Source organism: Flavobacterium sp. SH_e, assembly GCF_025717045.1.
In the GTDB taxonomy this organism is placed as follows: domain Bacteria; phylum Bacteroidota; class Bacteroidia; order Flavobacteriales; family Flavobacteriaceae; genus Flavobacterium.
The window spans coordinates 48023-69422 of sequence record NZ_JAOVZN010000009.1 but is presented as its reverse complement, the minus strand read 5'-3'; the positions used below and the strand labels follow the sequence as shown (position 1 = coordinate 69422).

The 21400-nt window shown below is 32.3% G+C and carries 17 protein-coding genes; 9 read left to right on the top strand and 8 right to left on the bottom strand.

Translation table 11 applies throughout. The annotated features are described in order from the left end of the window. Positions 1 to 24 precede the first annotated feature (24 nt). The 3 genes from OD917_RS21285 to OD917_RS21275 are packed head-to-tail and all read right to left on the bottom strand — an operon-like array spanning position 25 to position 2079. On the bottom strand, positions 25 to 582 hold the full coding sequence (locus OD917_RS21285; RefSeq protein ID WP_263525394.1) for an ExbD/TolR family protein: 558 nt from the start codon (positions 580 to 582) through the stop codon (positions 25 to 27). Between the two features lie 19 nt (positions 583 to 601). Continuing rightward, on the bottom strand, positions 602 to 1213 hold the full coding sequence (locus tag OD917_RS21280; RefSeq protein ID WP_263525393.1) for an ExbD/TolR family protein: 612 nt from the start codon (positions 1211 to 1213) through the stop codon (positions 602 to 604). 41 nt (positions 1214 to 1254) lie between these two features. Then, a complete protein-coding gene (locus OD917_RS21275; RefSeq protein WP_008464979.1) occupies positions 1255 to 2079 on the bottom strand; it encodes a MotA/TolQ/ExbB proton channel family protein in 825 nt (274 codons plus the stop codon). 381 nt (positions 2080 to 2460) lie between these two features. On the opposite strand from OD917_RS21275, the gene OD917_RS21270 reads away from it, so the two are divergent. Next, complete coding sequence (locus tag OD917_RS21270; RefSeq protein WP_263525392.1) at positions 2461 to 3978, top strand: DUF853 domain-containing protein; 1518 nt, start codon at positions 2461 to 2463, stop codon at positions 3976 to 3978. A gap of 80 nt (positions 3979 to 4058) precedes the next feature. On the opposite strand, the gene OD917_RS21265 is transcribed toward OD917_RS21270, so the two are convergent. After that, a complete protein-coding gene (locus tag OD917_RS21265) occupies positions 4059 to 5402 on the bottom strand; it encodes an FAD-dependent oxidoreductase (RefSeq protein WP_263525391.1) in 1344 nt (447 codons plus the stop codon). A 189-nt stretch (positions 5403 to 5591) separates the two neighbouring features. On the opposite strand from OD917_RS21265, the gene OD917_RS21260 reads away from it, so the two are divergent. From OD917_RS21260 to OD917_RS21240, 5 genes are all read left to right on the top strand, one after another. Next, positions 5592 to 6131 (top strand): hypothetical protein, encoded by a 540-nt coding sequence (locus OD917_RS21260; protein ID WP_263525390.1) that lies wholly within the window; start codon positions 5592 to 5594, stop codon positions 6129 to 6131. A gap of 36 nt (positions 6132 to 6167) precedes the next feature. Then, a complete protein-coding gene (locus OD917_RS21255; protein WP_263525389.1) occupies positions 6168 to 6956 on the top strand; it encodes a helix-turn-helix domain-containing protein in 789 nt (262 codons plus the stop codon). 78 nt (positions 6957 to 7034) lie between these two features. Continuing rightward, positions 7035 to 8567 (top strand): class A beta-lactamase-related serine hydrolase, encoded by a 1533-nt coding sequence (locus tag OD917_RS21250; protein ID WP_263525388.1) that lies wholly within the window; start codon positions 7035 to 7037, stop codon positions 8565 to 8567. A gap of 368 nt (positions 8568 to 8935) precedes the next feature. Beyond that, positions 8936 to 10396: a serine hydrolase gene (locus tag OD917_RS21245; RefSeq protein ID WP_263525387.1), complete on the top strand. Its 1461-nt coding sequence runs from the start codon at positions 8936 to 8938 to the stop codon at positions 10394 to 10396. Between the two features lie 142 nt (positions 10397 to 10538). Continuing rightward, entirely contained in the window at positions 10539 to 10982 is a 444-nt protein-coding gene (locus OD917_RS21240; protein ID WP_263525386.1) for a hypothetical protein, read from the top strand. 128 nt (positions 10983 to 11110) lie between these two features. Here the strand turns inward: OD917_RS21240 and OD917_RS21235 are convergent, their stop codons facing one another. Beyond that, a complete protein-coding gene (locus OD917_RS21235) occupies positions 11111 to 13501 on the bottom strand; it encodes a penicillin acylase family protein (RefSeq protein WP_263525385.1) in 2391 nt (796 codons plus the stop codon). Positions 13502 to 13619: 118 nt separating this feature from the next. Between OD917_RS21235 and OD917_RS21230 the strand changes: the two genes are divergently transcribed. The 3 genes from OD917_RS21230 to OD917_RS21220 all read left to right on the top strand — a co-directional run bounded on the left by OD917_RS21230 (position 13620) and on the right by OD917_RS21220 (position 17838). Then, positions 13620 to 15176 carry a hypothetical protein gene (locus OD917_RS21230; protein WP_263525384.1) on the top strand — a complete coding sequence of 519 codons (1557 nt, stop codon included), beginning with the start codon at positions 13620 to 13622 and terminating at the stop codon, positions 15174 to 15176. Between the two features lie 142 nt (positions 15177 to 15318). Beyond that, the gene (locus tag OD917_RS21225; protein ID WP_263525383.1) at positions 15319 to 17115 is read left to right on the top strand and encodes a hypothetical protein; all 1797 of its coding nucleotides are present in this window, start codon (positions 15319 to 15321) and stop codon (positions 17113 to 17115) included. A 150-nt stretch (positions 17116 to 17265) separates the two neighbouring features. Next, positions 17266 to 17838, top strand: a complete 573-nt coding sequence (locus tag OD917_RS21220) for a hypothetical protein (RefSeq protein WP_263525382.1) — start codon at positions 17266 to 17268, stop codon at positions 17836 to 17838. A 64-nt stretch (positions 17839 to 17902) separates the two neighbouring features. Here OD917_RS21220 and OD917_RS21215 read toward each other — a convergent pair whose 3' ends face one another. From OD917_RS21215 to queA, 3 genes are all read right to left on the bottom strand, one after another. Further along, a complete protein-coding gene (locus OD917_RS21215; RefSeq protein WP_263525381.1) occupies positions 17903 to 18328 on the bottom strand; it encodes a YMGG-like glycine zipper-containing protein in 426 nt (141 codons plus the stop codon). A gap of 346 nt (positions 18329 to 18674) precedes the next feature. After that, positions 18675 to 19949: a kynureninase gene (gene kynU, locus OD917_RS21210; RefSeq protein WP_263525380.1), complete on the bottom strand. Its 1275-nt coding sequence runs from the start codon at positions 19947 to 19949 to the stop codon at positions 18675 to 18677. A 299-nt stretch (positions 19950 to 20248) separates the two neighbouring features. Next, complete coding sequence (queA, locus tag OD917_RS21205; protein WP_111286949.1) at positions 20249 to 21298, bottom strand: tRNA preQ1(34) S-adenosylmethionine ribosyltransferase-isomerase QueA; 1050 nt, start codon at positions 21296 to 21298, stop codon at positions 20249 to 20251. Positions 21299 to 21400: the final 102 nt, after the last annotated feature.

Genomic DNA, 21400 nt, shown 5'->3' with positions numbered 1-21400 from the left:
AAGTCGATAAAACTAAGATTGCTCTTATTTTTTATCTATCACTTTTGTTTCTTCTGGTGTAAACTCAGGAACAATCGCATATGTATCAACTCCAGTGATAGCCATTTCGTCCAAAATATCAACCAAATTACGGTAATTTGATTTTTTTGTTGGTTTAATGATCACAATGATTCCGTTTTTAGGTTTCCCTAAAGCTGCAGAATAAGCCAAAACATTTTTCTTTTGTTTTAGCAATTCTCTACGGATACCATCTTTACCATATGCAATATCTTTCGGCCCTACCTTAGGACTAGCCAATAAACCCATATAATAAACCATTTTATTGTCAGCACCTAACATAACAGTCATAGTACGATTCTCATCAACTTTAACTGGTTTCTCTTTCGTCTCGTCTGGGTTTTTATCTGGAAGAGACAAATCCATCGATTGAGGTTTTGACAACGAAGTAGTTAACATAAAGAATGTGATCAATAAGAATGCCAAATCCACCATCGCTGTTAAATCGACTTTCGAATTCTGCTTTTTACTTCTTACTTTACCGCCTTTACCACCACCGCCGTCGCCAGTATTTAATTCAGCCATTTTAGTGTATATTTTTTAATTAAAAGTCTCTTCCTCTTTTACCTGTAACTAAGTTAAAGGAATTGATTTTCTGATCTTGTAAAATATCCATAATTTTTTTGATTCTTGGATATTCTTCTTTAGCATCTCCTTTAATCGCAATCTGCAATTCTTTGTTATCCAGATCAATTGTAGCTCTTCTAGAAATTAAAAGCCATTCTTTTAATTGATTATCTAACGAATCTAATGGAATTCCAGGTTGGTTTGCTTTGGTTCTGTCCGCCGCTTTCATATCAATGATTTGCTTTAAACCTGTAATTGGCACACCAAAATCATCCATAAGAGCAAATTTGGTTTTATCTTCTTCTGAAAATGTTACACCATATTTTGCACCCATACCCTCAAGAGTTCTTTTACGAACTTCTCTACCTTTGATGTCAAAAAATACTTTTCCTTTTCCTACCGTAATAATAGCCAAATCAGTATCTGGCAGCTTACTTATTGCAACAGAAGCAGGCATATCTACAGGTAGTGCCTCAGGCACTTTAGCAGTCGCGGTTAAGATAAAGAACGTAAGCAAAAGGAACGCTACGTCACACATCGCAGTCATATCTGTCGATGTAGACTTCTTTTTCATTTTTATTTTAGCCATTATCTTTTATTTTATTTTTTTGATATAAAATCAAAAATTAATTATTGTCTTAAACTTCCTCTGAATTTTCTGTAAGTATTAACGATTGTAGTACCAGCCTCATCGATAGAGTAAGTTAAATCGTCAATTTTAGCAGTAAAGAAGTTGTAAGAAACAATTGCTAAGATAGAAGTAGAGATACCTGTTGCAGTGTTGATAAGTGCCTCAGAGATACCTGTTGCAAGAGCAGCTTGGTCAGGAGTACCAGCAGAAGCTAACGCACCAAACGCTTTAATCATACCAGATACAGTTCCTAATAATCCTCCTAATGTACCTAAAGATACTAAAGTAGAGATAATAGTCATGTTTTTCTCTAGCATTGGCATTTCTAATGAAGTTGCCTCTTCAATTTCTTTGTGGATTACTTCTGAAGCTTCTTCGCTATTGAATCCTTCTTTTTTAACATCTTGGTATTTTACCAAAGCAGATTTAATTGCATTTGCAACTGAACCTTGTTGTTTGTCGCAAGAAGCGATAGCAGCTTCGATGTTTCCTTCTTTAATACTACCTTGAACACTTTTCATGAATTTGTCAAGGTTAGTTTTTCCAGCAGCTTTACCGATAACAATAAATCTTTCGATAGAAAAAACAACAACCATTAAAAACATACCTAATAATACAGGTACAATGAAACCTCCTTTATAAACTTGTCCTAATGTATTGATTGGATGTCCAGTTTCTGGATTACCTCCTTCGAAGTTCGCAGAGTCCCCCATGATTACTTTCCAAATAAACACCCCTACTAAGATACACGCAACAATAATGATTCCAGTAATCATTCCTCCCCCATTTGAAGTGCTTTCTTTTTTAACTTTAACGTTTGCCATTTTTTTTAATTTTAATAGTTTTAAATAATTTTTATTTTTTAGTTATATTTAACTTGTAGAGGAGCAAATTTATACGTTTAGTTTAAATAAAAAAACTTTTTTTAATTTAATTGACCGAAATTTAACTTCAATTTAAAAAATATCTCATTAAATTGCCGACATCATTTTTTAGATAAACCAAAAAAAAGGACGATAATTGGAAAAATTACAACGTTTTAGTAAATATTCAAAGATTCCTTTGATATCTTCTTAAAAAGCTGAGAATTTTTTTTTTATTAAATTTTCAATCAAAAAAAGCTTTTTCTTACTAAAAAAAACTATAATAAAAATGCCCAAACACACAGCAATACTCATATAACCAACTAAATTACAAATAAAAACATGAATAAAAAAGACAATTTTATTGCAGATATAAACGCAGGCTATTCTTCTAAAGGTGACAGCATCATTCTAGGAGGGGCAATGCTTGATGGTGAACCACTTGCAGAAGCACATGTCAAAATTCCGCTGAAAACTTTAAATCGTCATGGCTTAATTGCTGGAGCAACTGGAACAGGAAAAACCAAAACTATTCAGGTATTTTCTGAACAGCTTTCTAATGCTGGAATTCCTGTTTTAATGATGGATATTAAAGGGGATTTTAGTGGAATTGCCAAAGAAGGTAAAGAAGAAGGTTTTATTACAGAACGTCATGCAAAAATAAATATACCTTATAATGTATCATCGTTTCCTGTTGAATTAATGTCTTTATCTAAACAGGATGGAGTTCGACTGCGCGCCACGGTTTCTGAGTTTGGACCTGTCTTGTTTTCAAGAATCCTAGATTTAAATGACACACAAGCTGGTGTTGTCGCTGTTATCTTTAAATACTGTGATGATAACCAAATGCCTTTGCTTGATTTAAAGGACATTAAAAAAGTAATCAATTATATTACTGAGGAAGGCAAGGATGAGATTGCTGCGAGCTACGGAAAAATTTCAACTGCAACAACGGGAACAATTCTTAGAAAAATTATTGAATTGGAACAACAAGGCGGTGATTTGTTTTTTGGCGAATTATCATTTGAAACTGATGATTTGATGCGAATAGACGAAAATGGGAAAGGTTACGTAAATATCATCCGCTTGACGGATATTCAGGATAAGCCAAAATTATTCTCGACCTTTATGTTAAGTCTTTTGGCAGAAATTTATCAGAAAATGCCAGAAAAAGGAGATGCAGAACAACCTGAATTGGTAATTTTTATTGATGAGGCGCATTTGATTTTTAATGAGGCAAGTAAAGCTTTATTGGAGCAAATTGAAACAATAGTAAAACTGATTCGTTCGAAAGGTGTTGGTCTTTATTTTGTAACCCAAAACCCAATGGACGTTCCTAGCGGTGTTTTAGCTCAACTTGGATTGAAAATTCAGCATGCACTTAGAGCTTTTACGGCAAATGACCGTCAGGCAATTAAGAAAACTGCCGACAATTATCCTACTTCTCCATATTATAAAACTGATGAATTACTAACGAGTTTAGGAATTGGAGAGGCTTTGGTTACCGCGCTTAACGAAAAAGGTATTCCAACTCCGCTTGTTGCTACAATGATGCGTGCACCAATGAGCCGAATGGACATTTTATCGGCACAAGAAATTGAGGAAATAAATGGAAAATCAAAATTGGTTAATAAATACGAAGAAGAAATTGACCGCGAAAGTGCTTTCGAAATCTTAAATAAAAAATTAGCTCAAGCAGCAGAAGTTGTAGCACAGCAAGAAGAACAAGCTCCAGCCAAATCATCAAAATTAGAACCGAGTACTACTGAGGTTGTTACAAAATCTGTTTTAAAAGTCGTAACAAGCGCTACCTTTATAAGAGGCGTTTTTGGAGTTTTGTCTAAGTTTTTAAAGAAGTAAAAAAATACAATTACAATATCAAAAGTCAATATCAATTAAAAATTGAAAATTGATATTGACTTTTGACGTTGTAATTAATATTACGCCTGTTTCAATAAATCAAGAATTTTGTTTTCAACTTCTGGGCCATTCCAGATGTTTTCGATATTTTCCATTCGAAGCACTTCTTCCATAATTCCGTTTTGATAATCTCCAATTGCCAAAGCTTCGGCATACGGGCGATCACTAAAAGTAACACGGCTGTAAAGCGGAATCCATTTATCTGGATGTTTGTCTGAAAAGACTTTTTCTATTTTTTTCTGCAATAAGAATTTTTCATCTGCAGTTTTGGTACTCATTTCTAAGAAATTTCGATACGAAAGTTCTGCAATTGCATCTGCATTTGGTTTTCTAGAAATTTGATATTCTGCGAAGATCTTTTTCCAATCATCTCCGTATTTTTCGATCATTTCGTTCAAAACCGTAATATCTTCAAAACCAGCATTCATACCTTGTCCGTAAAAAGGAACAATTGCATGGCAGGCATCTCCAATTAAGGCAATTTTATTTTCGTAAGTCCAAGGAAAACATTTCATTGTAACCAATGTACTTGTTGGGTTTTTAAAGAAATCATTTGCCAATTCTGGAATCACTTCAATCGAATCTGGGAAATTTTTCTCAAAGAAATCTTCTACCATTTTACGATCTGTAAGCGATTCAAAAGAATTTTCTCCTTCAAAAGGCATAAATAAGGTACACGTAAAACTTCCGTCAAGGTTAGGAAGTGCAATCAACATGTACTCGCCTCTCGGCCAAATATGAAATGAATTTTTATCTAATTTATGTGTTCCATCAGGATTTGCTGGAATATTCAATTCTTTGTAACCCATATTTAAAAATTCCTGAGAATAATTAAACATACTCTGGCGCTGCATTCTATGTCTGATTCTCGAAAAAGCCCCATCAGCACCAAAAACCATATCGAACTTTCTTTCTTCCCACTCCCCTCTTTCGCTTTCGCCAATATGAAGTGTTGCATCGCTTAAAGTAACATCCCAAACTTTTTGTTCAAAATGAAATTCAGCTCCAGCTTCTTCAGCCAAATCGATCATTCTTCTGTTTAGTTTTCCTCTTGAAATAGAATAAATCGATTCGCCTTCCTGACCGTAATTCTGAAAATTCAATTTATCGACCAAATGAATTGCACGTTTATCCATTGGAATTGCAATTTCTCGAACTGATTCGCCAACACCAACGGCATCCAAAGCTTTCCAGCCACGGTTAGACATTGCTAAATTAATAGAACGGCCAGAGAAATTTATTTTTCGAATATCGGGACTGCGATCATAAACATGAACGGTGTGACCTGCTTTTTTAAGATAAATTGCCAGCAGTGATCCTACAAGTCCAGAACCAACAACAGCAACTTTTAATGAAGTTTGCATCAAGGAAAATCTAATATTGGATCGTAAAAATAACTAATAATTGTACATGAGCTTTAAAATACGACAATTATTTGCCTAGAAAGACTAATATTTACTTGAGTATAGACGCTCCTAGAAAAAGCGCCTCATCTCTTTAACAAAAAAACAATACATTAGCTTAATCAAAAATCCACCTTTTTTTCCAAAATCATGAAAAGTAAAGCTTATCTAATTCTATTTTTTGTTCTGATTTCTCTCAATTTTTATGCACAAACAAAAATGTTGACCGGAAACAAACATCTCATAATTTTGAATATTCCTAAAAATTGGATTCAGGTCCAAACAGATGAAATCCCTTTTTTAATAAAACCATACGAAAAAGAAGTCAGTGATAATACATATATGTATGTTTATGGATTAGATTATGGTTCGTCTCCTGATTTAAACTTATGGATTCAAGGAAATAATGATGGTTTAAAAGATCAAATTCCTGAAATAAAAATTAATGAATTTGATATAAATTTTGAAAACTTTAAAAAGGATAATTTTTTAACTGGCCGTTATAGAGCCGTAAAATATATTTACCCGGATTTTAAAGAAGAAGTTTTGTTGGTTATTGAAACTCAAACCACAATTGTAACGGCTGTTCTATCTGCCAAAGACAATGATGAGTTTATTAAATATCTTAATTCATTTAAAGAACTTGTAAACTCAGTAAAAATTAATAAAGCCAATGTCACATTTAAATAATCTAAATTTCTAAATTCTAAACTTTTAAAAACCCAAATGAACTTATATTCAGAACATTATCTAAATAAAAAAACGGAAAGGTTCGTTAATAAAATTTGGCGTTTAGACAACAGCATCGGCGAAAGCCTAATTGAAAACAAACTCGTTTTACCAAATGGCTGTTTTAATTTGGCAATTGTAAGTGGAAATGCAATCGAAGTTCACACGAATAAAAACAAATACGAAATGAATGAAGACATTTATTTCTGTTCTCAAATGACAAATAAAGTGCTCGTTAATATTCAGCCGAAAACAAAAGTCACGATTATTCAATTGCACGCATGGACGCTTTCAATGTTTCCGAAATACGATTTGAGCAATTTTACAGATGCGATTATTAAAATTAATTCAACTGAATTGCCTTTTAAACTTGAGATTCAATCTGATATTGAAGCATTATTGGAAACAATTAATACTTATTTTGAAACATTAGCAGATTCAAATCAAAATATAATTGAAAAAATCTGTGAAATTATAAGACTTCGTGAAGATGAAATTTCAGTTTCAGAAATAGGAAAATTGTTGAATTCTTCGCAGCGATTACTTCAAATAAAATTTAAAACAGCGACTGGACTTACTATTAAAAAGTACATTCAGATTTTAAAATTCAGAAAATCTGTCGATCAAATGCTGAATGCCGATTTAGAGAAAATGAATTTAACCGAAATTGCACTTTATAATAAATATTTCGATCAGTCGCATTTTATCAGAAAGTTTAAAGATGTGACTAAAACAACTCCAAAAATGTTTAATCCAGAAATGTATTTTCTTTCGCAAAAAAGATAAGATTTCGCATTTGTACAATTTTGTTAATCTTGATTGATTTATTTTTGCAAAATCATCAATAATCAATCAATTAACAAAATGAAAATCATCAATCTCATTCATTTTCAATTAAAAACTATCTTAATTGGAATTTTAGTTTTCTCTTTTCAAACCGTTTTTTCGCAAGAAGAAAAAAACTCCGAATTGTACAAAACCATCATGTCGCTCGACAGTTTGCTTTTTGATGTCGGTTTTAATACCTGCAACATTTCTGTATCTGAAAGTCTTTGCAGCGATCAATTAGAATTTTACCACGATAAAAACGGACTTTCGAATAAAGCGGATTTTGTAAAAACAATGAAAAGCGGTTTATGTGCTTCTCCGTCAACGTATCAATCTAGAAGAGAACTAGTTGACGAAAGCACTAAAATTTATCCGTTATATAAAAACGGAGTTTTGTATGCTGCTTTACAAACTGGAATTCATTATTTCTATGAAAACAAAACAAATAAAGGTGAACCGTTCTTAAAGAAAAACGAAAAATTAGTTGGAAAAGCAAGGTTTTCACATCTTTGGGTTTTAGAAAACAACACTTGGAAATTAAAACGAATTTTAAGTTACGATCATCTAGCTACAAATTCGATAGAAGGAAAAAGCGCTCTTTTTGATAATGACGAAGAAACTGAAAAGTGGCTAAAAGAAAATAATGTTCCGACTTTAGGACTTGGAATTATTTCTGACGGAAAACTAAAACAGGTAAAAGTTTTTGGAAATCTTAAAAGAGATTCTCCTGCACCATATAATACAATTTGGAACGTTGCTTCGCTCACAAAACCAGTAACTGCAATTGTTGCTTTGAAATTGGTTTCGCAAGGAAAATGGGATTTAGACGAACCGCTTGATAAATATTGGATTGATCCAGATATTGCTAAAGATCCAAATCATAAATTATTGACTACAAGAATTATTTTAAGCCATCAAACTGGTTTGCCGAATTGGAGGTATTTGAACGAATCTAAAAAATTGGATTTTAAGTTCAAACCTGGAACGCAATATCAATATTCGGGAGAAGGCATGGAATATTTGAAAAAAGCTTTAGAAAAGAAATTTCATAAAACTTTAGATCAATTGGCTTCAGAATTAGTTTTTGATCCTCTGAAAATGACTGATTCTCAATTAATCTGGAATGATAAAATTGATCTTTCGAGATATGCAGTTAATTATGATAAAGACGGAAATGCTTATGAACCAACTAAAAATAAAACGGCAAGCGCTGCTGACGATCTTTTGACTACAGTTGAAGATTACGGCAAATTTTTATCAAGCGTAATGAACAGTGAAGGTTTAAGCAAAAAGGTTTTTGCTGAAATGGTTTCGCATCAAGTCCAAACGAAAAAAAACAAATATTTTGGTTTGGGTTTTGAAATCTATGATTTAGGAAACGAAAATTACGCGCTTTCTCACGGCGGAGCTGATAAAGGCGTACAGACTATTGTTTTTATGCTTCCAAAAACAAAGCAAGGTTTAATCATTTTTACGAATGTTGACGATGGCTACAAAGTTTATGAAAATATTCTTGTTCATTATCTAGGAGAAAACGGCAGAAAAATAATCGATATCGAAACCAAATAATTTCTATCAGAATCAGATATTAACCTTAATCTGAGTAACATGCTAAAATTATTTATCCTTTTATTATTATATATAAGTAAAGTTTTAACTGCTTAATATTTTTGAAAATATTTGTTAGTTATGAGCATAGACCCTGCAAAAATTAACTTTTGGTTTATGCTCGAATTCGTTTATTAAATTAAATGAAAAAAAATTGATTGTTTGTGAAACCAAATCGTAAATCGGTCGTCTAAACTTTTAAAGACAGTTTTAAATTGAAGTAAAAAAAATCGTACTTTCGAACTAAAACACTGAATATCTTTTTGTTAAAGTTTCAATCATCAATCAAAAACGAATCATTCATTAATCTAAACCATAATCAATCAATTATGAAAAAATCAATCAAACTTATTGCGCTCTTTGTCGCTTTTCAACTCTCAACGATGAGCATTTTTGCTCAGGACAAAGCACAGCAAATCGAACAGCTTTTAAGCAAATACAACGAATACGGACAATTTAATGGTTCTGCGTTGGTGGCTGAAAACGGAAAAATAATATTCAAAAAAGGTTTTGGTTCTGCTAACATGGAATGGAATATTCCAAATCAGCCTGATACGAAATTCAGATTAGGTTCTATCAGTAAACAATTCACTGCGCTTTTAATTGTAAAAGTGGCAGAAGAAGGAAAAATAAAATTGGATGTTCCAATAACTACTTACCTTCCAGATTATCCAAAAGAAAATGGCGATAAAATCACGATTCATCATTTATTGACGCATACTTCAGGAATTCCGAATTATACGAATGCACCAAATTTCTTTAAAGATAAAGCTAGAAATCCTTACACTCCAGCAGAATTTGTAAAAACGTTCTCAAGTTTGCCGCTTGAATTTGCGCCAGGCGAAAAATTCAATTACAGCAATTCTGGTTATTTCTTATTGGGATATATTATCGAAAAAATTACAGGTAAAACCTATGAGCAATATTTACAAGAAACTATTTTCACGCCTTTAAAAATGGTTAATTCTGGATACGATCACAGCGATGTAATTTTAAAAAACAGAGCTGCTGGATATGAAAGAAAAGGAAAATTAATTAGCAATGCGCCTTATGTTGATATGAGTATTCCTTATGCTGCAGGATCTTTATATTCAACAGTAGAAGATTTATATTTATGGGATCAGGCACTTTATACCAATAAATTGCTTTCAGAAAAATCAATGGAATCTTTATTCAAACCTTACATAAAAGTTGGAGACGCCTCTTATGGTTATGGATGGTTTGTGGATGAATTTGATAATGGAGACAAAGGCAAACTGAAGATGGTTGGTCATGGTGGTGGAATAAATGGTTTTAACACCATCATTTCACGCATTTTTACAGATAAAAACTTGGTAGTTTTATTAAACAATACTGGCGGAACAGTTTTGGGTGAAATGACCGATGCAATTCAAGCTATACTATACAACAAACCATTTGAGCAACCAAAAAGATCATTGGCGCTTGATTTATTAGATGTTTATACAGAAAAAGGTGCTGTTGCAGGAACTGAGACTTTTAAAAAGTTAAAAAATGATCCAACTTATGCTATTAAAGAAGACGATATGAACAGAGTTGGATATCAATTATTACAAACGGGAAAAAAGAAAGAAGCCATTGAAGTTTTCAAAATCAATGTAGAATCTTTCCCTAAATCTGGAAATGTTTACGATAGTTTAGGCGAAGCTTATTTAGCTGACGGTGATAAAAAATTAGCGATTTCAAATTATAAAAAATCAGTTGAATTAGATCCGACAAATGAAAACGGTAAAAAAGTTTTAGACGAACTTTTAAAAAATAAAGCCAAGTAATTTTTTTTAGAAATAAACTAAAAATTAGCTCCGATAAATCAGATTTTATCGGAGCTTTTTTGTTACAACTTGTAACAGTCAAATTTGAAGATTTATTTTAAAAAAGCACTATTTTAGCGCTTCCCAAAACAATTAAATACCTATGAAAAATCTAAAAAACTACAGTTTTTTTGCTGTATTATTATGTCTTTTAATTTCTGCAAAATCTTTCTCTCAAAATAATCATCCGCTGATGCCAACGCAGCAAAACAAAATTATAATTGACAAAATTGTTGAAGCTGCCAATTATAAAAACTATGTTATTGATTTCTGCTTGGCAAAAATAAACGAAGCTTCCGCAAAAGAAGGCTGGAATGAACAAAAAGCAATGGAAATTACGGGAAGCATTAATTACAAAAATTTCAGAGATGCGATTTACAATAGTTTTGTTGTTTTTGATGAAGTTGAATTGGAAATTTTATTAAAAGCATATGAAAAAGACCCAGCTTATCAAAAACAAAATGTTATGACTAATAATAAAGTTCTAATTAATAATTTGAACATTTTTGCAAATGATATTGTGCTTGGGAAGTATATTTCTAAGTAAGGCTCAAAGTGACAAAGTAACAAAGGTTCAAAGGTTTTCTAAACAGAAATCTTTGAACCTTTTTTTAGATTTTGGAATCAAATTGAAACCTGAAACCTGAAACCTGAAACTTGAAACTTGAAACAAAATTATTTCTTTGGTTTGAAAACCAATTTTGTTGATGTTTTTATGATTTCGTCTTTATTCAATTTCATTTTTCTGAACTTTCCTGCATTGTACATTTCGGCTTGATCGTCATAATGGTTGCTGAAAGGATTTCCAGATTGTCCTGTTGGTAAAATACTCCAACTATTTTCTACGTCTGCAAAATCGACAATTCTTCTTGTTGAAGGTCCACCTTTGGTGTAATACTTTCCTTCGTCATTAAATCCGAAAAATAAATTATTGATTACTTCATTTGAACCTGGAGAATTAAACGGCCCAACATTAAATAATCCGCGAAGCGCTGCAACTTTTCCTAGCGGATGTTCGTGTTCTACCGTATGCACTTTCCCCCAATTCCATTCTGAAATATTTTCTCCTAATTGATTTTGCAAAGCAATAACAGCATCGTGAAATGATTTTGAAACAATTTCTGTTCTCGTTTCTTTCACATTTTTTGTTTTAATATTATCCCACCAAACCGAATTTTCATTTTTTATCTGATTTGCAATAACTTGTTTTCCAGTAGAAATTCCCAAAAATAAATTGAAGTTTTCTTTACCCATTTCATCTTCAAATGTGTTTTTCAGATACAGATAAATCCATTTGTTGTAAATCGTTGGCGCAACATCTTCTAAGTTCGTTGTTCCTTTCCAAGATTTTAAAACTTTTAAAACTTCTTTTTCATTATTCGAAAGCGGCTTATTATCTAAACTTTCTACTAAATTTTTAGAAACCTCAACCGCAACATCCGAAGTATTATCGTAAATCATTTTACTGATCGCTTCTTTATCCCAATCTGATTTTGCGTCTAAAATTCCCGAAATTCTTTTCGCACGGTCTTCTGGCAAATAATATCCTGGATATAAATAACCATTATCAATAGCTTCTGGCTGATTATTTGCCGAATAAACATATCCCCATTCTGGATTTTCAGCCGAAGGATTTTGTTCGAAATCTAAAAACTTAGTGATATCCTCTTTTCCGCTTGAACCGTCTAAAATCAAATGGGTATTAACACCTTCATTGTGTCTGTACAATTTCCCGCTCGCCCACCAAGCCACATTTCCTTTTGCATCTCCATACATTACATTTAATCCAGGTGCAGCAATTAAAGAAACAGCCTTTTTAAAATCAGTCGTATTTTTAGCATGTGAAAGTCCATAAGCTGCATCCAAAATCTGAATTGGTTCTCTGGTGTAAGTCCACGACATTGCAATTGGATTTTTCTTTTCCAAACGTTCCATTAAATCGTTCATAATTGGACCGTGGCGTGTTATCTTAAACGTCATCACAACATCTGAAGAGTCTTTTACTTTAATCGTTTTTTTCCTAATTTCATATTTACTGAAACCCGTTGGAGTTTGATATTGAGAAGCATCGTCTGCTTTATTTTTTTCTTGGTAAAAATCGATATCATCATTTTCAAACATCGTCAATCCATAAGCATAATCTCTATTGTGCGCTAAAAGTGGAAACGGAGTACCTGCCAAATAACAGCCGTATAATTCATGTTGTGGAGTTACCAAATGTGCTTCGTACCAGGTTGCTGGTTGCGAAAATCCAATGTGAGGATCATTCGCAAAAATAACTTTCCCGGTTTTCGATTTATGTGGCCCAACAACCCAACTGTTGCTTCCAACAAATGGCGGAATCGGAGACTGATCCAACATTGCAGTTATAGATTTCGAAATCTCGGTATATTCTTGTGATTTCTCTTTTGAAATTTTAATTCTTGTGTTATTGAATTCTCCTTCAATACCTAAATCTTTCAGATATGCAGCTCCATATTTATTTTTAATATCTGTCAATAATGGATCTGTTTTCTGCGCCATTGCAAAACTGAAAGACATATATCCGAAAATATTATAAACATCTTTTATCGTAAATTTTTGTTTTTTGACACCAACCAAAGTAAACTCAATTGGCGTTACTCCTTCTTCTAAATACTGATTAATTCCGTCCAGATAAGCTTGAGTCAATTTATAGCTTTCGCTGTTTTTATCCAATTTGGCAATGGCTTTCGCCGAAGCTTCTTCAATTCCAATTCCAGCAAAAAACTTATCGTTTTTAAGTGCAACCGTACCGAAAATTTCAGACAAACGTCCTGGAGCAATTCGACGTAATAATTCCATTTGCCATAATCTTTCTTGTGCATGTACATAACCAAGTGCAGTCATGGCATCTTTTTCAGAATCTGCATAAATATGGGGAACTCCAAAATCATCAAAATAAACCGTAGTTTCTTTTTCGAGATTTTTCAGTTGAAGCGAACCTTCATATTTTGGTTTCAAATGAAAAATATAAGCGCACAAACCAATCGCAAGCACGGCAATCAAAACCAATAAAACAAGCAGGATTTTTTTAATTATTCTCATATTCTAAAAAAAAGTAAAATGGATGAAAATTCGTAATGATGTAACTTTTCAATAAAATTTTATAAGAAACAACATTTTTTTAAAGCCTAAATTTATGTATTTAAAATTAATACTATAAATGTCAATCTATAAAAAAATAGCGATTGGAGTAATTTCTCTATTTATCATTGTGATTTTGGTCAACGTTGGTTTGAATTACTGGATCAAAAAACAGCTTCCTATTATTATTCACGAGAAAAACAAAACGGCATATAATATTAATTACGAAAAAATTGAAGTCTCACTTTTTTCTCGAAATATCTACGCACAAACTTTATTGGTAAGTCCGAAAAACGAACCAAAGGATAGTAAAAATGGACTTTTTTCAAAAATCGAATCTATTACCATCAAACATTTCAATATTTGGGATTTAGCTTTTCGCGATATTATTCAAGCAGAAAGTATAATCATCAATAAACCTCGAATCATTTTATATAAAAAAGGAGAAAAATTAATTAATAATCATAAAAGCATTGAAAAAGAAATTGTCGATCCGTTTCGGAAAATTGTTGCTGTTTCGAATATTTATTTGAACGAAGGAATGATCGATGTTGTTTCTTTAGATACAGAAAAACCCATTTTCAGCATAAAAAAAATCCTTTTAAAACTGGAAGGAATTTTAATTACTGATGCTACTATAAAAGAAAAAATTCCTCTTCAATATAAAAGTTATGCTTTAGTAATTGACAGCTTGTTTTATAGACCAAATGGTTTTTATTATATCAATATTGGAAAAATAAGCACCGAAAAGAATTTTTTAAAAATCAATAATTTCTCTAATCTGCCTCAATTTGAGCGATATGAATTTGTGAAGCGTCTTGAAAAAGAAAAGGATATATACAATCTAAAGTTCGACTCGGCTCAAGTGGAAAAAATGGATTGGGGTTTTAAAAATGACCGTTTTTATTTCAAAGCAAATTCGCTGGTAATTAATCATTTTGATGCGAATATTTATCGCGGGAAAATGCTGAAAGACGATCCAAGCAAAAAATATCTTTACAATCATTTATTGCGAAATCTAAAATTCCCGCTTCAAATAGATACTTTGCAAGTTTTGAAATCGAAACTGGTTTATGAAGAAGAACTTGATTTTGCTAAAGGGCCTGGAGTGCTAACTTTCGACAAATTCAATTTACAAGCAACCAATCTGCGAAGCGGTTTTGGTTTAAAAAAAATGAATGATGTAAAAATCAAAGTCAAATGTATTTTTATGAAAAATTCTCCTTTAGATGTTGATTGGAATTTTAATGTTCTAGATAAAAGTGATGGATTTCATATTCAAGGCGTGATTTCAAATTTTGATGTTGCTGCAATGACGCGTTTCAGCAAACCTTACATTGGCACAACTTTTACTGGAACTTTTAATAAATACCGCTTCAATTTTTATGGAAATGATAATGGCTCAAAAGGAAATGCTTCTTTAGATTATGATGATCTTAAAGTGAAATTATACAAGAAAAAAAATCCTGAAAAAGAAGCCAAACTTAAAACGGCTGTTGTCAATTTATTCGTAAAAAATGATTCGAAAGACAAAGCCAAAGCCGCAGAAGTAGAAGTAGAACGACTTCAGGATAGATCATTCTACAACCTTTTGTGGAGAAGCATAGCCGAATCTTTGAAGAAGATTTTAATTTAATTTTTTTTTCCACGAATTTAATTTAAAACAATTCGTGAATTCGTGGCGGAAAAACTTTCTCAACAATTTACAAACCTGACAATTATCAGGTTTTAGGATAAAATATTTTTCTTCATTTGTCTCTATTTTAATCCGAATACAAATGACAAAAAAAAATCTGCATACTTTTCATATTCCAGTAATGGGATTGGCTTATACGATAGACAGTCCGATTCGAGTGGCGCAATATGGAATTTCATCTGTTATAGCTTTAGCCGACGATGATTTGATTGAAAAGATGCGTAATTTTTACAGCACAAAATTCAACTTCCCTTACGAAGAAATCAGTCAGAAATTTCACGATTACCGCGCAGAGCGAATTACTTCTTATTTAAATTTAGTCGATAAAATTGTCAAAGAGAAATTTGAAAATTTTAAAACTGAATTAGCCGAGAGCAAAACGGCTCTTGATAACTTTATGTCAATGTTACCAAACACTTCTGACATTAAGAAAGGATTTCAAAACTTATTAGATGACGGAATTTCCTTTAAAGAAAACATTCAAAATTACATTGAAACACATCTATTCCCTGGAGAAATCGATGTTAATATTATGACGAAATTAGATAAAGACAACTTTATCAAAAATGAACAATTGCCAATTGAATTTAACGATGCGCATGCCGCTTTAAGAGGTTTTGCAAATAGTAATTTGGAATCTTCTGTTGTGCTTTCCGCTGGAATGAACCCGAGATTATTTGGTTACTTCGAAAACTTCAAAGATTTTTTTCCAAATGAAAACAATGAACTGAAAAAGAAAATCGTCTTAAAAGTAAGTGATTTTAGATCGGCGATGATTCAAGGAAATTTCTTAGCTAAAAAAGGGCTTTGGGTGTCCGAATACCGAATCGAATCGGGATTAAACTGCGGCGGACACGCTTTTGCAACCGACGGACTCTTATTAGGCGCCATTTTAGAAGAATTTAAGCAGAAAAAAGAACAATTGGTACAATCTGCCCACGATTTAATGATTAAAGCTTTAAAGGCAAAAAATCAGCACTTTCCAGAAAATCCTTTAGAATTAAAAATTACAGTTCAAGGCGGTGTTGGAACTTCTCAAGAACATGAGTTTTTATTAGACGAATATCAAGTAGATTCTATTGGTTGGGGTTCCCCATTTTTATTAGTTCCAGAAGCAACATCTGTAGATCAAGAAACTCGCAATTTATTGATGAATGCCAAAGAAGATGATTTCTATTTAAGTAACATTTCGCCTTTGGGAGTTCCATTCAACACTTTGAAAGGAACAACTAACGAATTCTTAAAACAGAAAAGAATTCAGGAAAATAAAGCTGGAAGTTCTTGTCCAAAGAAATTTTTAGCTTTAAGCAAAGAATATAATCCGCACGGAATTTGTACGGCTTCAAAAAAATATCAAGATATAAAACTGGAAGAATTAGAAGCAAGAAAAGATTCTTTATCTGCTGATGAATTTGAAAAAAGCAAAATCAAGATTACCGAAAAATCTTGTTTATGCGTTGGTTTAGCAAATGCTTCCTATTTAGAAAACGATATTAAAATAAAAGGCCAAGCGCAAGGAGTTGTAATTTGTCCAGGACCAAACTTGGCATATTTTGATCAAGAAGTTTCTTTAAAAGAAATGATCCAGCATATTTATCAAGGAAAATCGGTTATTAGAAGTAAGCGCCCAAACTTGTTTATAAAAGAGCTTAAAATGTATGTTGAATATTTTAGAAATGAAATTCATTCTATTTCTGGAGAACTTACAACGGCTCAGCTTAAAAAATGGAATTCTTTTAAATCTAACCTGTTAGATGGAATTGAGTATTATAAAAATTTATTTGAATCGACGACAGTCTTTAAAGGTGACCTTGATCAACTCGATTCTTGTAAATCAGAATTAGTTGGTATTAAAATTCCCGTTTCAGAGTTGGTTTAAAATTGAAAACCCCAAATTAGAAAATAATTTTGGGGTTTGTTTTTTTAATGAAATGGAAAAAAATCAATTCTTACATATCAGAATTAACAACTTCCGGGTTACAAAGCAATATTTTTTTTAAAACTCGTTTTACTTTTTAAAATTCAATTTATGACAAAGATTTATGCTAAAGAACATATTTTAAAATGTTTTGTTTTGATTTTATTTTCAACTTACTCTTCCTTCTCTAACAATTTGAAACTTTCTGATTTTTGCAAAATCGAAATTGGCATAAAACGTACTGATGCAGAAAAAATCATTGGCGTATCATGCCAAAAAGTAAGATCTAGTTTTGTTTATAAATTAGACTATCAATGCAAAATGAAACTGATTTACAAAAATGACAAACTAATTCAAATGTATTTTATTGATCCTTGTGCAAAAGAATACAAATTAGATTCATCTAATAAAAACTTTAGACCTTTTAGATATCAAACTTCAGAATCAGTTATTGAAAAAATTACTATAAACGATTTTTGCAAAGTTAAATTAGGCATGAAACGTAATAAAGTATTGAATTTAATTGGTAATCAAACTGGAAATCAAGGATCTGGAATTGTTTGGGATGAATATCAATTTCCTGACAAATCTTATTTTAAATTATGGTACAATAACGAAGAAAAACTCGAGTTGCTTAAATATGTTGACTCTTGCGGAAGAGAATACCTATTAGAATCTAAATGAAAAAGCACTTAAATAAAAATGGCAGTCAAGTAAAACGACTGCCATAATTTAATATATAAATTTACTATTCTTTCTTTTTGTTTTTACTGTCAATAACAGCTCCAGTCCCAGTTCCCACTGCGGCTCCAGCTAAACCGCCAATAATTGCGCCTTCTCCTTTTTTCTTACTAACAATTGCGCCAGTTGCCGCTCCGACTCCAGCACCAATTACAGCACCTTTAGCAGTTGCGCTCCAACCTTTCTTTTTAGCTGGTGAAGCTGTTGTTGCATCTTGTTGATGTACTACAACGACTTTCTCTTTCTGAGCTTCGATCTTTTCCTCGTTTAATTTAGCCATTTCTGTCTTCATCGAATCGATAACACGCTGTTTGTTAATCTCAACTTTCATTGAATCAATGCTGGCTTGCTTGGCTTTATTTATATCTTCTTTGCTTTGTTGCTGACAAGAAGTTAAAAATATCACGGTCAATAAAATATATAAGCCTTTCATGATCTTGTAATTTTAAAATTATACACTACAAATTAAGAAATATCTGCCATAATGGTTATTACAGAATTTTTTTGAAAGTTTATAAGATTTGAAGATTAATGTCTGTTTCGCTCTGAATTTTATTCGCCAAGCTGAAAGAAATTAATCTCGCACAGGCGCGAAGACGCAAAGTTTTTTCTCATTTTTTGTCATTTCGAGGAACGAGAAATCGCACTAAAAACTCTACAAAGATTGACGACATATTTTGCGGAATAACTATTGCGATTTCTCGTTCCTCGAAATGACAAATGGTATGCTTAATTATTTCTTTTAAATTAAAAACTTCGCGCCTTTGCGAGATTATTTTTTACTTACCTAAAATTCCTTTTTTAAGAATTTGTCCAAAGTCATACATATCCTCATAAGAACAATATAACGGAACTGGCGCTAAACGAATAACATTTGGTTCACGCCAATCAGTAATGACACCATTTTTCATTAAATAGTCGAATAAAGCTCTTCCTTCTCCGTGTAGAAAAACAGACAATTGCGAAGCTCTTTCAGCAGGATTTGAAGGTGTAATAATTTCAAAAGTACTTTCTACTTCTTTATCAATTTCATGAAGAATAAATTCTAGATAAGAAGTAATATGATCACGTTTTGCGATTAGCGCCTCCATTCCAACCTCAGCAAACATTTCTACAGAAGCTAAATATGGCGCTAAAGATAGAACTGGAAGATTACTAATCTGCCATCCGTCTGCTCCGTGAACTGGATCAAAATTTGGTTCCATTTTAAAACGACGTTCTTTGTTGTGTCCCCACCATCCTGCAAATCTTGGCAAATCTGAATTATGATGCTTTTCGTGAACAAAACAACCCGAAGCATTTCCAGGTCCTGAATTCATATATTTATAACTGCACCAAGCGGCGAAATCTACATTCCAATCATGAAGTTCTAATTTGATATTTCCAGCAGCGTGAGCCAAATCCCAACCTACTTTTGCTCCAGCTTTTTGTCCTGCAGCAGTTATGGTTTTGATGTCAAAAACTTGTCCTGTATAATAATTAACTCCACCAATTAAAACTAAAGCAAGTTCATCTCCAACTTCTTCAATTTTTGCTAAGACATCCTCAAGACGAATATTATGTTCTCCTTCTCGACGTTTAATTTCTACAATCGCATCTTCAGATTTATATCCGTGAAAGTGGACTTGACTTTGAAACATATATTGATCTGATGGGAAAGCTTTTTCTTCGCAGATAATTTTATAACGTTTGCCTTTTGGCTGATAAAAAGAAACCATCAGTAAGTGAAGATTAACAGTCAAAGTATTCATAACCGTAACTTCTGATGGAAGCGCACCGACAATTTTACTTAACGGTTCTGCAAATCTTTCTTGATAATCCCACCAAGGCTTTTCAGCATAAAAATGACCTTCAACTGCCAATTCTGCCCAATCATTCATTACTTCATCAATATATGCTTTAGTACGTTTTGGCTGTAATCCTAATGAGTTTCCGGTAAAATAAATTACTCTTTTGTCGTTTACTTTAGGAAAAATGAATTGGTCTTGGTACTGTTTTAATGCGTCTTTCGAATCTAGCTCTCGTGCAAATTCGCGTGTATTTTGAAAAGTCATTGTGTTTTTTGTTTTGTCTGCTAAAATAACAATTTTTGTTTGTTTTGTTTTGTTTCAGGTTTTAAGTTTCATGTTGATATGCGTTGTGTATTTTTAAACGCAAAGTTCGCAAGGTTTTTTTTGCTCAGTTTGTGTTTGCCAAGTACAAAAGTTCGCAAAGCTTTGCGAACTTTGTGTTTAAATTTCTCAAAGAAAGTCAAACCTGAAACCTGAAACCTGAAACTTGAAACCATTAAAAAATAGAAAACCCGACAGGTCTTAAAAACTTGTCGGGTTATTTTTTATAATATCAAATCTAATTATAGAATTAACATCGCGTCTCCGTAAGAATAGAATTTGTATCCTTCTTTGATCGCTTCTTCGTATGCTTTTTTCATTAAATCATGTCCACAGAAAGCAGAAATCATCATTAATAATGTTGATTTTGGAGTGTGGAAGTTTGTGATCATACAGTTTGCAATACTGAAATCGTGAGGAGGGAAAATAAATTTATTTGTCCATCCTTCGTAAGGATTCAAAGTATTTGCAGAAGAAACAGAACTTTCAATTGCACGCATAGAAGTTGTTCCTACAGCGCAAATACGTTTTTTCTTTGCTTTACCTTCGTTTACGATATCACAAGCTTTTTGATTGATAATTAATTCCTCAGAATCCATTTTGTGTTTAGATAAATCCTCAACCTCAACTGGGTTAAAAGTTCCTAAACCAACGTGTAAAGTTACCTCAGCAAAATTAACTCCTTTGATTTCTAATTTTTTCAAAAGGTGTTTTGAGAAGTGTAAACCAGCAGTTGGTGCCGCTACAGCTCCTTCTTCTTTTGCGTAGATTGTTTGGTATCTTTCAGCATCTTCAGCAGTTACTTCTCTGTTGATGTATTTAGGAATTGGAGTTTCTCCAAGTTCTGTCAATTTGTTTCTGAATTCTTCGTAAGATCCATCGTATAAGAAACGTAAAGTTCTACCACGAGATGTTGTATTGTCGATTACCTCAGCAACTAATGAATCGTCATCACCAAAATAAAGTTTGTTACCAATACGGATTTTTCTAGCTGGATCTACTAAAACGTCCCATAAACGTTGCTCAGAATTTAATTCTCTTAATAAGAAAACCTCAATTCTAGCTCCAGTTTTTTCTTTGTTTCCATACAAACGTGCAGGGAAAACTTTTGTATTGTTAAGAATTAAAACGTCTCCGTCATCAAAATAGTTGATAACGTCTTTAAACATTTTATGCTCGATTGTGTTTTTTTTACGGTCAATTACCATTAAACGAGATTCATCTCTGTTTTCTGCTGGAAATTCAGCCAAAAGTTCTTTCGGTAAATTGAAATTGAAGTGTGATAATTTCATATTTGAAGTTAGATTTTAAAATATCAATCTTAGATTTTTTTATCTAAAATTTTAAATCGCCTGCAAATATACGATTGTGAAATAGGCGTTGTCAAGTGTTTT